The sequence below is a fragment of the Streptomyces sp. NPDC057950 genome, assembly GCF_042887295.1.
In the GTDB taxonomy this organism is placed as follows: Bacteria; Actinomycetota; Actinomycetes; order Streptomycetales; family Streptomycetaceae; genus Streptomyces; species Streptomyces kaempferi.
In genome coordinates this window covers 43,385-56,167 of record NZ_JBHVPP010000008.1, presented here as the reverse complement: position 1 = coordinate 56,167, position 12,783 = coordinate 43,385, and the positions used below count along the sequence as shown (strand labels likewise).

Here is a 12,783-nt window from a genome sequence, read left to right as displayed (position 1 = left end):
AATTCAAACCGGTCCGGACCGCCTTCGACGAGCATCCGTCACAACAGCGGTGACACTTGTACCGCAGGAAATCCCACACCCGTTTCCGCGACAGGTCTCAGTGCCGCGGCACTAGAAACCCCCGCCCTGCGGGCCCGCCAGAACACCCCGGTCCCACGCACGGACGATGGCCTGCGCACGACTGCGCACACCGAGCTTGCGCAGCAGGTTGGACACATGGAACTTCACGGTCTTCTCGCTCAGCACCAGCGCCTGGGCGACCTCGCCGTTGGACATGCCCGCCGCGATCAGATCGAAGATCTCCCGCTCCCGCGACGTCAGCGTCGACACCTGCGGCACCACCACCTGCGCCGGCCCACGCCGGACCAGGAGATCCACCAGCCGGCGCGTCAGCGGCGGCGGCAGCACGGCGTACCCGTCCGAGACCGCGCGGATCGCGGTGGCGATCTCGCTCAGCGCCGCGTCGAGCGGCACGAACCCGTCCGCCCCGGCCCGCAGATACTCCAGCGCCGTCTCGTCCACGCACTGGTCCACGAGCACCACCACCGCCACCCCGCCGGCCCGCCCGGCGACCGCACGCAGGATGTCACCGGTCTCCCAGCCCGGATCCGAGTCGTCGATCAGCACGACCCGCGGCTCCTGCTCGTCCAGCAGACGCAGCAGCTGCGGCCGGGAATCGGCCACCCCGACCGCCTCCAGCTCCGCCTCCGCGCCCAGCAGGGCACGCAGCGCCGTGACGAGCAGCGGCCGGCGGGCCAGAACGGCGATCCGGATCGGCCGGGTAGGGGAATCGGTGGCGGCCATCTGCGACATCAACCTCCAAACTTCCTGGATGAGGCACCGGGACCACAGGTGCCCCGGCTCGTGAACGCGCCGGTCCCGGCGCGCACCCGGCTGTGCGCGCCGCGCACCGGATCCGTCCCACCGCGACCGGCAGCGCCCGGCCCGCCGCCTGCGCACGGGGACCTCGCCCCGCACGGCGGCACCGCGGCGCGCCCGCACGGTCAGGGGACGCGCCCCGCCTCACCCGCGGGCTGCGCCTGCACGGCGCCCACGGCCACCGCGGCCGGCGTGAACTCCGGCTCGGGACCGGTGACGACCGGACGCCGCCCCAGCCGCGACAGCTGGTTCTCGCCGAGCAGGATGCTCACCACGATCACCGCACCGCCGACCGGCACGTTCCAGCTGAACCGCTCCCCGAGGAAGACGGCGCTGACCACCAGACTGATGAACGGCACGAGGTAGTTGACCGCGGAGGCACCGGTCGCACCGATGTCCGCGATCAGCCGGTTGTAGAGCACATAGGCGAGCCCCGTGCCGAACACCCCCAGCAGCACGATGCTCAGGGAGACCGACCAGGTGAACGACGGGGTGCGCCAGCCCAGGAACGGCAGCAGCGCCGCCTGGATGACCAGCGCCACCAGAACCTGCGCACTGGCCGACGACATCGGGGGGATACCGCGGTCGGACAGGAACTTGCGGACGAACACCGCATGCCCCGCGTAGATCACGGCGACCGCCAGACACGCCATCTCACCGCCCGCGGTGCCCGTCGCACCGTTCCAGGGCGCGATGGCGAGCACGATGCCCGCGAAGCCGAGCGTCAGCCCCGCACTGCGGCGCAGCGTCGCCCGCTCGGTGCGCAGCTGCACGGTGGCCAGCGCCAGCGTCAGCAGCGGAGTCGCGCCGGTCAGCACACCGGCCATGGCGGCACTGGTGTGCTGCTCGCCCCAGGCGAGGAGAAGGAACGGCGCGACCATGCCCAGCACGGTCGTGACGGTGATGTGCACCCACACGAAGCCGAAGCGCGGCAGCCCCGCGCCCGTCACCGCACCGATGCCGATCAGGACCACCGCCCCCAGGACCAGCCGGGCCAGCACCAGCTGCCCCGGGTTCAGCCCCTCGCCGGAGACCTTGATCAGGGGGTAACTGGAGCCCCAGATGACCCCCAGGACCACGAACTGCACGGCGCTGACACGTTTCACGGGATCGTCCCGTCCCTTCTCCTGTGCTCCTGCTTGCGGGCGGCCCGGACTGCGTCAGGCGTTCACCAGCTTGGGAATGCTCTCCAGCCCGTGCTCGAGGGCGCCGGGGTCGATGCTGTCGTCGGCGAGACTGCCGGACAGATAACGGTCGTAGGCGCTCAGGTCGAAGTTCCCGTGCCCGGACAGGCCGAACAGGATGGTCTTGCCCACGCCCTCCTCACGGCACCGGATCGCCTCGTTGACCGCGCCGCGGATCGCGTGCGTCGACTCGGGAGCGGGCACGATGCCCTCGGTACGGGCGAACAGCACACCGGCCTCGAAGCAGTCACGCTGACGCAGCGCCACCGCCTCCATCAGGCCCTCCTCCACGACCCGGCTGACCAGCGGAGCGATGTTGTGCGCCCGCAGCCCGCCCGCGTGCACCGACGGCGGCACGAATTGGTGGCCCAGCGTGTGCGTGCGGGTCAGCGAGGTCAGCCCGGCGGTGTCGGAGTAGTCGTAGGCGATCCGCCCCTGCGTGAGCGAGGGGCACGCGGCCGGCTCGGCCGCGATGAACCGGATCTTGGGCCCGCCGTGCAACTGCGCCCGCAGGAACGGGAACGACAGCCCGGCCAGGTTGCTGCCGCCGCCCGCGCAGCCGACCACGATGTCCGGGTAGTCCCCGGCCATCTCCATCTGCAGGAGCGCCTCCTGCCCGATCACCGTCTGGTGCGCACACACGTGGTTGAGCGCGCTGCCGCGGGTGTAGCCCCAGCGCGGGTCGGAGAAGGCGACCTGCAGCGCCTCGGACTTGGCGATGCCCAGGCTGCCCGGGTGGTCCGGGTTCTCCTTCAGCACCGCACGCCCGGCCTCGGTCTCCATGCTCGGGCTCGGCGTGCAGCTCGCCCCGAAGGTCTCCATCAGCGCCCGCCGGTAGGGCTTCTGCTGGAAGCTCACGTTCACCATGAACACCTTGGCGTCCATGCCGAACAGGGACGCGGCGAACGCGACCGCGCTGCCCCACTGGCCCGCACCGGTCTCCGCGATGAGACCGGTACGGCCCGCGCGCTTGTTGTAGTAGGCCTGCGGGATCGCGGAGTTCGGCTTGAAGCTGCCGGTCGGCGCCACACCCTCGTACTTGAAGTAGATCCGCGCCGGCGTGTCCAGAACCTTCTCCAGACCACGGGCACGCAGCAGCGGCGCCGGCCGCCACCGGGCGTAGAACTGCCGCACCTCTCCGGGAATCTCGAACTCGGCTTCCCTGCTGAGCTCCTGGTCGACCAGCGCCTCCGGCATGGTGCGGGTCATCTCGTCACGTGTGACCGGCTTACCGGTCGCCGGGCTCAACACCGGCGCCACATAGTCGAGGTCGGCGGCGATGTTGTACCAGGTCTCGGGAATGTCCCGGGCGCTGAGCTCGAACCGTACCGGCTCTATCATGGCTGCCTCTCTGCGCGTTGAATCGTCACTCCGGCCACGCGACCGCCGGGCTCTTGTGTCACCACACCTGCAGGCCGCCTCCGGACAATGAATTCTGGCCGCCGCAGCCACCGGCCGGATACCTCGGCAGGCAGGTGGTAGGGAAAACAATGGAACGTCACGAGAGAGCGGGACGAAGCCCGACAGACCTTTTCCTCCCGGCCGGCCATGTGGTACAAGCATGTCCCCACCCGCTTGGCCACCCGCATTCGAGGGTATTCCGGAGACGGACGGGCATGAACCCTCCCAGCCACCCCCGTATTTACCTCCGGAACCCTTCCCCGGGAAGCACGCGCGGCAAGGTCTGGGAATTCCACCAGTTCCCCCGCGGCCGATCCGTGGCATCTGCGCACGCGTGCGAACCTGAGCCCCCGGGGGCCCGGCCGCCGCGGCACCCCGACGCCGCACCGCCCGCTCGCCGCACCCACGCGGCCGGTTCATCGGATCACCAGGATCAGGGGATGGCACACATGATTCGTCCAGTCACCGCCGAGGACGTCACGCTGCTCCACACGATGGTGCACGGGATGGCCGAGAACGAGGAGGCGACCCAGCAGATCAGCACCGACGAGGACGAACTGCGCCGCGCCCTGTTCGGCCCCCACCCGGTGGCCTGGGCCCACTTCGCCGTCGACGACAAGACCGACGAGATCGTCGGCTACACCCTGTGGGCCCTCGTCTACAGCACCTGGCGCGGCACCGCCATCCACATCGACGACATCTACGTCCGCGAGGACGCGGTCGGACGCGGCTTCGACACGGCCCTGCTGAGCACCCTCGCCGGCCTGTGCGCCACGCGCGGCTACCGCCACATGCAGTGGTGGGGCAGGGTCACCAACGAGCCGACCGCCGCCTTCTACCGGTCGCTCGGCGCGGAGATCCCCTCGGTCCAGGGCAAGGAACTGACCGTCTTCCGCCTCTCCGGCGAGCCGCTGGCCGACCTCGGCCGCCAGGCCTGACCCACCCCGCACCGCCACCGCGCCGCGCGCCGTCCGAACGGGAAGCGATCCGTAAGTGAATTATTAGATGTGCCCCTCCCGGCTGTCGCGCGGTGCGCCCGACCCGTGAGGCTGACGGCATGAGCACACCACTGAGCGTCAGCGGCGCCGCCGCGAGGCGCACCGGCCGGCCGGGCGGACCGCGCGACAGGGACAAGGCCGAACCCGTCCGGGCACCGGGTCTCTGACCCGGCGTCAGCGGCCCTGGCCACCGGGATGTCCTCCCGCGCACGCGCTGCCTCCCGCCCTCCGACACCGGGCGGCCACCGGATTCCCGGATGTACCGACACCGGGAACCGGACGGCCCGCGTGCGCCCGGACCACGGACACCGGGCGGGGCCTTCGCAACACGCCCCAGTGCCCGCGGGCCACCGGCCGGTGGGTGACAGCCGCCGGCGACCGCACATCCCCGCGCGGCACTCCACCGCCGCACCGCACCCGCGCCACACCCGCACCGCACCCGCACCGCACCCGCGCCACGCGAGCCCACCGGGCCGTACTCCGGCACCCCGCCCACCCGGCCCCGCGGACACCGGCCACAGCCTGCCCGCGCACGGACGCCCACCGCACGGCACCCCCACCCGGTGTCCCGTGCAGAGGGGCCGCCGCCGCACCGGGACGGGCGGGCGTCCTCTCACCGATCCGCGCCGAGAGCGCCGCCGCACATGGGCGGGAGCGCCGCGCCCTCGCCGCAGCCGACGGACACCGGCCGCGCCCCGCGCCACGCCCACCGCGTGGGTCACCGTCGCCCGGGGTGCCCACCCCGCCGGCCCCCTGCCCGGCCGGAGCCGTCGTGGACGCACTGACCGGCCCCGGCGACCGGCTGACGCCGCGTCCGGTACGCCGCCCGGCGGGCCACGGACGCACGCTCACCGCCGTACGTACGCACCGAGACCGACGTACGGCGCCCCACAGCACCCCCCACAGCCCCTGCGACGCCCACCCGCACCTCCGGTGCGCCCCCGACCCTCCACATCCACGCCGCCCTCACCGAGGAGCTCTGACATGGTCCACCTGACCGACCCCGAGCCGACCACCCGCGGCCTCGGTACCACCGACGCCCCCGCGATCCGCTTCGGCATCCACGTGACACCGGACCTCGCCAAGGGCGTCATCGCCCGGACCGGCGCGCGCATCGAGGACTTCGTCCTGGTCCCGTCCAGCGTCCGTGAGTCGTTCACCCAGCTGCGCACCCGCCGCGTCGACGTCATGCTGGTGAAGTACAGCCCGCACGAGAACGACATCGCGGTGGGCCCGCCGGTCGGCTTCGACGCCCGCGCCGTGCTCGTCGGCACGGACCACCCGCTCGCCTCCCGCGACACGGTGTCGGTCGAGGAGGCCGCCTCCTACGACGCCTTCGACCGGCCGCAGGGGTTCCCGGAGTCCGTGTGGGACCTGATCGTCCCCCCGCGCACCCCCGCCGGAACGCCGATCCGCCGCGTCCACACCCTCACCACCCAGGAGGCGCTGACCCACACCCTGACCACCACGCAGGCACTCCACTTCTCCTTCCGCTCGGTCGAGGCGGGCCTGTCACCGCGGATCAGGGCCGTCCCGGTGAGCGACCTGCCCAGCGCGCCGATCGCCCTGGCCTGGCTCAACGGCGCCGTCCTGCCCGCCCATGTACGCGCCTTCATCCGCGCCGCCCAGACCGGCGCGACGTGGCTGCCGCAGGCGACCTGAGACCGGTCCCGCACGGCCGGCGGGCAGCGCGAGGTGAGGCCCCGTCATGATCCGCGTCCCGCCCGCGCCGCCCCCGCCGCTCTCCGCCGTCCCCTGGCGGTGCCCGGCCGGGGTCAGCCGGCCGGTTTCTCCCAGATCGAGACATGCCGGGTGCTCTCGCCGGTGAACGGGGCCCGTGTCCATCCCTCCCACCGGTCGCGCAGCCGCAGCCCGGCGAGTTGCGCCATCAGGTCCAGCTCGGCCGGCCACACGTACCGGAAGGGGAGGGACCAGTGCTCCGCGCGCCCGTCGACGATCGTGACGTAGTGCGAACTCATCGCCTGGGTGGCGACGTCGAAGGTGTCGAACGCCCATCGTGTCGAACTGATGTGGAACGGCACGGCGTTCTGTCCCGGCGGCAGCCGGCGCAGGTCCGGCACTCCCACCTCGACGACGAAGCGGCCGCCGGGGTCCAGATGGGCGGCCGCGTTGCGGAAGCAGGCCACCTGGGCGTCCTGCGTCGTCAGGTTGTTGATCGTGTTGAAGACGAGGTACGCCACCGCGAACGTACCCGGCGCCGTCGCTGTCGCGAAGTCGCCGATCGTCACCCCGACGGCGTCGCCGCCCGGCTTCGCGCGCAGCCGGGCCACCATGGCCCGGGACATGTCGATCCCGTGCACCGGGACCCCGCGGCGGGCCAGCGGCAGCGCGATCCGGCCGGTGCCGACGCCGAACTCGAGTGCCCGGCCGCCGCCCGCGAGCTCGGCCAGCATGTCGACCGCCGGGTCGACCGCGCCCGGCCGGAACATGTCCGCCGCCGAGTCGTCGTAGCCGGCCGCGATGGATTCTCCGAAGTAGCCGTCCTCATCGAGCATTTCGGGACCGTACCGCCCGCGGGCCGGCCGGCGCGCGCCGTTTTCCCCGCGGACGGGTGTCTTCGGAAGGTTCCGCGCGAGCCGGCACCGGCAGCCCTCTCGGGGTCTACTTCAGCCAGTCGGTGTAGCGGGTGGGGGCGATGCGGGCGCCTTCCTTGGTGGTGAGGACGTCGCCCTGGGGGACGGCGAACATGCCGGCGGTGTCGTCGACGGTCACCGAGCGCTTGTCGCCCTTGGCGGCGAGGGTGATGCGGCCGATCTCGTCCAGCGGGTAGGTGTCGGGTCCGCCGAGGTCGAGGGTGCCGTCGAGAGGGGATCCGACGGCCACTTCGGCGACGGTGGCCGCGACGTCGGCCGCGGCGACGGGCTGGAGGGGGGTGCTGGGCAGGCGGACGGTGTCGTCGTCGGCGGTCCAGGACAGGGTGGCGTCCATGAACTCCATGAACTGGGTGGCGCGGACGATGGAGTAGGGGACGGGGCCGCCCTTGAGGAGGTCTTCCTGGAGGGTCTTGGCGCGGTAGTAGTCGAGCTCGGGGACCTGGTCGACGCCGACGATGGACAGGATGACGAAGTGCCCGGTGCCCGCGCGCTCGGCCGCGGCCAGGAGGTTGTCCATCGAGGTCCGGAAGAACGCGGGGGAGGCGTCGTCGAAGGTCGGGGAGTTGGTCAGGTTGACGACCACGTCGGCACCCTCCAGCGCCGCGTCCAGGCCCTTGCCGGTGAGGATGTCGACCCCGGTGGACAGCGAGTGCGGGACCGCCTCGTGCCCGGCCGCGTTCAGGTCCCGTACGACCTGCGATCCGATGAGCCCGGTTCCGCCGATGACCGCGATCTTCATGACACGCCCTGCCCTTCTTTGATGGCTTATGTCCGCTATATAGCCAAAGAGGCGTGCGCGCACTCCATGCCTCTTACTCGGACATCTGATGTCCGGGATATTACTCGGATATTTGATGTCCGAGTCAAGGAGGGGTGGATTAGAGTGAAGCGGTGAAGATGTCTGGTGGGGTCGAGTGGGCGCTGCACTGCTGTGTCGTGCTGACCTCGGTGGAGGAACCGGTACCGGCCGCACGGCTGGCGCAACTGCACGACGTCTCGCCCAGCTACCTGGCCAAACAGCTCCAGGCACTCTCCCGCGCCGACCTCGTCCGGTCGGTCCAGGGCAAGGCGGGCGGCTACGTCCTCACCCGTTCCCCCGCACAGATCACGGTGCTCGACGTCGTCGAGGCGGTCGACGGACCCGGCCCGGCCTTCGTCTGCACCGAGATCCGCCAACGCGGCCCGCTGGCCGCCCCGCCGGAGTCCTGCCCCGCCCCCTGCGCCATCAGCCGCGCCATGGCCGGCGCCGAGACCGCCTGGCGCGACGCCCTGCGATCCGTCTCCGTGGCCGACCTGGCCCGCAACGTCAGCTCCGACTCCGGCCCCGGCGCGCTGAAGGGCATCAGCACCTGGCTGACCACGGCCGAGGCATAGGCGTACGGCGCCCGCCCTCTGGCCGGCCCTGTCCTATTGCTGGTAGGGGTCGCTGATGATGTGGCGGCGGTCGGCGGTGTCCAGCACGCCGCGGGGGAAGTCGGGGCCCGCTACGTAGTAGTGGGCCTTGGTGTTGCCGATCGGCGTCGAAAGGCCCGCTCTGGTGAGTGCCTGGATGTCCTGGGTGGCCTGCTGATTGGTGAGCCCTTCGATGTCCCGTACGGATGTGGCACGTGCACGTGCCACATCCGTCACCTGCCCGGCAGGGCCCGGTGTTCAGCGCCCCTTGCGTGTCCGGGCCGCCGCGCGGGCCTCCGCGACCTTGCGGGCCTCGGCGGCTTTGCGGGACTCCTTGGCCGGACGGCCCGGACGGGTGCCGAGGCCACCGAAGGGGACGTGGCCGCCGCCCTTCGCCCCGGCCGGCGGCCGCTTCGCCCCGGTGATGGCCGTCAGCGCCTCCTCGCCGGAGCGCACCTGCGTGACCGTCGGCCGGATACCGGCGTCGGACATCACCCGGTTGACCTCGCGCCGCTCGCCATGGGTGACCAGGGTGACCACCTTCCCGGACTCCCCGGCGCGCGCCGTACGCCCGCCCCGGTGCAGGTAGTCCTTGGCGTCGGCCGGCGGATCGACGTTGACGACCAGGTCGAGCGCGTCGATGTGGATGCCGCGCGCGGCGACGTTGGTGGCCACCAGCACGGTGACCTCACCGGCCTTGAACTGGGCGAGCGTGTGCGTCCGCTGCGGCTGCGACTTCCCGCTGTGCAGGGCGGCGGCCCGTACCCCGCTGGCCCGCAGATGCCGGGTGAACTGGTCCACGGCCGCCTTGGTGTCCAGGAACATCAGCACCCGGCCGTCCCGCGCCGCGATCTCGGTCGCCGTCGCGTACTTGTCGGCACCGTGCACGTTCAGCACGTGATGTTCCATCGTGGCGACCGAGCCGGCCACCTGGTCGACCGAGACGACGACGGGGTCGTGCAGGTAGCCGCGCACCAGCTGGTCGACGTTGCGGTCGAGCGTGGCGGAGAACAGGAGCCGCTGACCGTCGCCGCGGACCTGGTCCAGGATCTCCGAGACCTGCGGCAGGAACCCCAGGTCGCACATCTGGTCCGCCTCGTCCAGCACCGTGATCCGCACCTGGCCCAGATGACAGTCCCGCCGCGACACCAGGTCGGCCAGCCGTCCCGGCGTCGCGACGACCACCTCGGCACCGGTGCGCAGCAGCGCCGACTGCCGGTTGATCGACAGACCGCCGACCACCGTCGCCAGCCGCACGTTCAACGTCCGCGCGTACGGTTCCAGCGCGTCGCTCACCTGCTGCGCGAGCTCCCGGGTCGGCACCAGGACCAGTGCGAGCGGCCGCTTCGACTCCGCGCGCAGACCCGCCGTCCGCACGAGCAGCGCGAGCCCGAAAGCCAGCGTCTTGCCGGAACCGGTGCGCGCTCGGCCCAGGACGTCGCGGCCGGTCAGCGCGTTGGGCAGGGTCGCCGCCTGGATCGGGAAGGGCTCCGTCACCCCGAGGCCGCTCATCGTCCCCACCAGCTCCGGGGGCAGCCCGAGGGCGTCGAAGGACGCGGCCGGCGGCAGACCGGCGGAGACCGTCTGCGGCGTCGCGGGCTCGCCCTGTGGCGCCGTCGCCGACTGGTGCTCGCCGGCACGGGGGAGTCCGGAGACGGGCGGCTTCGCGTTCATGGGGAACCTTCCTCGATGCGACGCCCGAAACGCGCCGGGGCCCGTACCCCTTCGGTACGGGCCCCGGCGACATCGAAGCGTGCTCCCATTTTACCAGCGGGGCCCCGGCCGCCGGCCGGCCCCGATCGGGCCGTGCGGACACTGCGCGATCCGGAGCCGTTCCGCGTCCGCGACCGTGGGCCTCGAAGGCACGGACCGAGGCCGGGCAGTGCCTGCCAGTGGGGATGTTCTGCGGGCCAGCCGTCAACCACGTGTCTGACGACCTCGGCATGCGGCTTCGGTACAGCTTCCGCCCGTACCCGACGATCGGTCAGCGTGTTTCGCCGGGGGAGGTGTTCGGGTGGGCTCGGGTGGTCCGCGACGACGCTCTCAGGGCGCGGGAGACCGCCCGCTTCGAGGGGCTGCCGTTCCGCGAGGCACCCGGGGTGATCCCGTTTTCTCGGGCACTGCCGGTTCGTTCAGGAGCCCGTGGTGCTTTCGTCGCCGAGGGCCCATGCGTCGATGTCGCGGTAGTGGATCGGTCCGCGGCTGCGGCCGGCGTTGCTGCCGACCAGGTGCAGACGTTCGGCAGGCCAGCCGCGGCCGGTGAATCCCGCGAACCCTTCGGCGATCTCTTCCGCCGAGGACCGGTCTCCGCGGCGGGCGCGGGCCAGTGTCAGATGGGGGCGCAGGGGCCGGTCCTCGAAGGCGACCCCGCAGTTCTTGACGGTGGTGCGCACATCGGCGGCGAGCATGTGCAGCTCGTCGAGGTCTCCGTCGATTCCGCTCCACAGCACCCGGTCGTCGAAGGTTCCACTGCCGCGGAGTGCCAGACGGAGGGGCTGGTGGTCGGCTGCGAGGTCGGCGAGAGCCGGTCGCAGGAGCGGAACCGTCCCGGCCGGCAGCTCCCCGAGGAACGCCAGGGTGATGTGCCAGTCCTCGATGCGGTTCCACCGCATGTGAGGGTGGGTGCCGTAGGCGGGGCGCAGCTCCCGGGCCAGTTCTTCCTTCGCGTGGTCGGGCGGGGCGAGGGCGATGAACACGCGAACGGTCGCGGGTCGAGTCTGGTCGTTCACACCCGACTTCCTACCGCACCCGGGTGGCGGGGGCGACGGCCCGGGTACTGCGCACCCGCACCCGCACCACCGCCGTGCCGAAGCGCGGCCCTCTCCTGGCAGGCGCCAGGCGCCAGGCGCCAGGCGCCAGCCAGCCAGGCAGGCAGACATGCAGACATGCCGCGGCCCTCGACGGAACCGGCACCGGTCCGCTCCCGGAAGTGCGGCGCGGCCCGGTCGCCGTGAAGGCCGCGCGCCCCGTCAGGTGCGGCTCGGTGACGGCTCCGGATCGGAGAGACGCGCCGGCGCGCGGCGGGGGAGCAGCAGCGGGGTCGCCAGCAGGAGCACGCCGGCCAGTCCGATGGCCGCACGCGGGCCGAACAGGCTGCCCAGCACGCCCCAGACGGCCGTCAGGAGCGCGGTCGAGGCCTTGGTCGTCACCGCCCACGCGGACAGCGTGCGGGCGACCCGGTCGGTCGCGGTGCGCTCGAGGCGGTAGGTGGCCTGGACGGGGTTGAAGACCCCGCAGCAGAAGATGAGCCCGAGTTCGACGCCCGTCACCAGCAGCAGCCCGCCGGTGCCCGGCCCGAGGAAGGCCAGGCCGACGGGCCAGAGCGCGCGCAGCGCCCCGGCCCCGACCAGGACCTGGTGCTGCCCGAACCGGGTGACGAGCGGTCGGGCCAGCCGCGAGCCGAGCAGGCCGCCGATCGAGGGCGCGGCGAAGGCGAGGCCGTACTGCCACGGTGCGAACCCGAGCCGGCCGAGCATCAGGACGGCCAGCAGCGGCTGGGCGGCCATCACCAGGCCGTTGAACAGGGCGGTGTTGAAGAAGAGCGGACGCAGCGTCGCGTCGGCGAGGATGAACCGCCAGCCGTCGAACAGGTCCCCGGCCCGCACGCGTGCCGTCTCCCGGCGTCCGGGCGGCGGCTCGTGCCCGCCCGCCGCGCGGATGCCCAGGGCCGAGAGCAGGTAGCTGACCGCGTCGGCCACCACCGTCGCCACCGGACCGAGGAGCCCGATCGCGGCGCCGCCCAGCGGCGGTCCGATGATCGTGGTCGTCCAGGCCGTGGACTCGAACCGGGCGTTGGCGACGAGCAGGTCCTCGGCCGCCAGCAGCGTCTTCAGGTACGCGCCGGAGGCGGCGCGGAAGGTGATGTCGGCCGCCGCGACGACGACCGAGACCAGCAGGAGCTGGACGAAGGTGAGCGCGCCGAGCGCGAACGCGGCGGGAATCGTCAGCAGCGCCGCGAACCGCACCAGGTCCGTGGCGATCAGCACCGTCCGCTTGCGGCGGAACTCCACCCACGGACCGAGCGGCACCGCCACGGCCGCGCCCACCGCGGCCCCCACGGAGGCGAGTGCGGCGACCTCGGCCGGTCCGGCGTGCAGCACCCGGATGGCGATCAGCGGGAACGCGCCGAAGGCGAGCCACGTGCCGAGCGCGCTGGTCCCGTACGCTCCCCAGAACCACCCGAACCGCCGCCCCAGCCGATGCCCGCGCAGACGTCCCGGCCCGTGCCCGCGCAGACGTCCCAGCCGGTCCCCGCTACCCATGCCCGCCGTCCCCCGCCCCTCACCCGCACAACCGATCCGCGACCGGAAGCAT

General features: G+C 72.5%; 12 protein-coding genes. 3 read left to right on the top strand and 9 right to left on the bottom strand.

Annotation, left to right across the window (positions count from 1 at the left end; all coding sequences use genetic code 11):
• Window positions 1-111: 111 nt before the first annotated feature.
• The 3 genes from ACFVTC_RS15675 to ACFVTC_RS15665 all read right to left on the bottom strand — a co-directional run bounded on the left by ACFVTC_RS15675 (window position 112) and on the right by ACFVTC_RS15665 (window position 3,404).
• The gene (locus tag ACFVTC_RS15675) at window positions 112-804 is read right to left on the bottom strand and encodes a LuxR C-terminal-related transcriptional regulator (protein WP_390127156.1); all 693 of its coding nucleotides are present in this window, start codon (window positions 802-804) and stop codon (window positions 112-114) included.
• Window positions 805-1,004: 200 nt separating this feature from the next.
• A complete protein-coding gene (locus tag ACFVTC_RS15670) occupies window positions 1,005-1,985 on the bottom strand; it encodes a DMT family transporter (protein WP_390127154.1) in 981 nt (326 codons plus the stop codon).
• 54 nt (window positions 1,986-2,039) lie between these two features.
• A complete protein-coding gene (locus ACFVTC_RS15665; protein ID WP_385081534.1) occupies window positions 2,040-3,404 on the bottom strand; it encodes a TrpB-like pyridoxal phosphate-dependent enzyme in 1,365 nt (454 codons plus the stop codon).
• A 509-nt stretch (window positions 3,405-3,913) separates the two neighbouring features.
• On the opposite strand from ACFVTC_RS15665, the gene ACFVTC_RS15660 reads away from it, so the two are divergent.
• Entirely contained in the window at window positions 3,914-4,402 is a 489-nt protein-coding gene (locus ACFVTC_RS15660; RefSeq protein WP_390127152.1) for a GNAT family N-acetyltransferase, read from the top strand.
• Between the two features lie 1,044 nt (window positions 4,403-5,446).
• Window positions 5,447-6,124 (top strand): LysR substrate-binding domain-containing protein, encoded by a 678-nt coding sequence (locus tag ACFVTC_RS15655; protein ID WP_390127150.1) that lies wholly within the window; start codon window positions 5,447-5,449, stop codon window positions 6,122-6,124.
• 113 nt (window positions 6,125-6,237) lie between these two features.
• Here the strand turns inward: ACFVTC_RS15655 and ACFVTC_RS15650 are convergent, their stop codons facing one another.
• Window positions 6,238-6,978 (bottom strand): class I SAM-dependent DNA methyltransferase, encoded by a 741-nt coding sequence (locus ACFVTC_RS15650; RefSeq protein WP_390127148.1) that lies wholly within the window; start codon window positions 6,976-6,978, stop codon window positions 6,238-6,240.
• A 106-nt stretch (window positions 6,979-7,084) separates the two neighbouring features.
• Window positions 7,085-7,816, bottom strand: a complete 732-nt coding sequence (locus ACFVTC_RS15645; protein WP_390127146.1) for an SDR family oxidoreductase — start codon at window positions 7,814-7,816, stop codon at window positions 7,085-7,087.
• A gap of 158 nt (window positions 7,817-7,974) precedes the next feature.
• Between ACFVTC_RS15645 and ACFVTC_RS15640 the strand changes: the two genes are divergently transcribed.
• The gene (locus ACFVTC_RS15640) at window positions 7,975-8,451 is read left to right on the top strand and encodes an RrF2 family transcriptional regulator (RefSeq protein ID WP_390127412.1); all 477 of its coding nucleotides are present in this window, start codon (window positions 7,975-7,977) and stop codon (window positions 8,449-8,451) included.
• Window positions 8,452-8,484: 33 nt separating this feature from the next.
• Here the strand turns inward: ACFVTC_RS15640 and ACFVTC_RS15635 are convergent, their stop codons facing one another.
• The 4 genes from ACFVTC_RS15635 to ACFVTC_RS15620 form a co-directional block, all read right to left on the bottom strand.
• On the bottom strand, window positions 8,485-8,697 hold the full coding sequence (locus tag ACFVTC_RS15635) for a hypothetical protein (protein WP_390127144.1): 213 nt from the start codon (window positions 8,695-8,697) through the stop codon (window positions 8,485-8,487).
• A 30-nt stretch (window positions 8,698-8,727) separates the two neighbouring features.
• A complete protein-coding gene (locus tag ACFVTC_RS15630; protein WP_390127143.1) occupies window positions 8,728-10,143 on the bottom strand; it encodes a DEAD/DEAH box helicase in 1,416 nt (471 codons plus the stop codon).
• 458 nt (window positions 10,144-10,601) lie between these two features.
• Window positions 10,602-11,198 (bottom strand): RNA 2',3'-cyclic phosphodiesterase, encoded by a 597-nt coding sequence (gene thpR / locus ACFVTC_RS15625; protein WP_390127141.1) that lies wholly within the window; start codon window positions 11,196-11,198, stop codon window positions 10,602-10,604.
• A 240-nt stretch (window positions 11,199-11,438) separates the two neighbouring features.
• Window positions 11,439-12,731 (bottom strand): MFS transporter, encoded by a 1,293-nt coding sequence (locus ACFVTC_RS15620; RefSeq protein WP_390127139.1) that lies wholly within the window; start codon window positions 12,729-12,731, stop codon window positions 11,439-11,441.
• Between the last annotated feature and the right edge of the window lie 52 nt (window positions 12,732-12,783).

Coding starts and splice junctions, on each gene's coding strand:
- ACFVTC_RS15675 (WP_390127156.1), bottom strand. CDS start 804: ATGGCCGCCACCGATTCCCCTACCCGGCCGATCCGGATCGCCGTTCTG.
- ACFVTC_RS15665 (WP_385081534.1), bottom strand. CDS start 3,404: ATGATAGAGCCGGTACGGTTCGAGCTCAGCGCCCGGGACATTCCCGAG.
- ACFVTC_RS15660 (WP_390127152.1), top strand. CDS start 3,914: ATGATTCGTCCAGTCACCGCCGAGGACGTCACGCTGCTCCACACGATG.
- ACFVTC_RS15655 (WP_390127150.1), top strand. CDS start 5,447: ATGGTCCACCTGACCGACCCCGAGCCGACCACCCGCGGCCTCGGTACC.
- ACFVTC_RS15650 (WP_390127148.1), bottom strand. CDS start 6,978: ATGCTCGATGAGGACGGCTACTTCGGAGAATCCATCGCGGCCGGCTAC.
- ACFVTC_RS15645 (WP_390127146.1), bottom strand. CDS start 7,816: ATGAAGATCGCGGTCATCGGCGGAACCGGGCTCATCGGATCGCAGGTC.
- ACFVTC_RS15640 (WP_390127412.1), top strand. CDS start 7,975: ATGTCTGGTGGGGTCGAGTGGGCGCTGCACTGCTGTGTCGTGCTGACC.
- ACFVTC_RS15630 (WP_390127143.1), bottom strand. CDS start 10,143: ATGAACGCGAAGCCGCCCGTCTCCGGACTCCCCCGTGCCGGCGAGCAC.
- ACFVTC_RS15620 (WP_390127139.1), bottom strand. CDS start 12,731: ATGGGTAGCGGGGACCGGCTGGGACGTCTGCGCGGGCACGGGCCGGGA.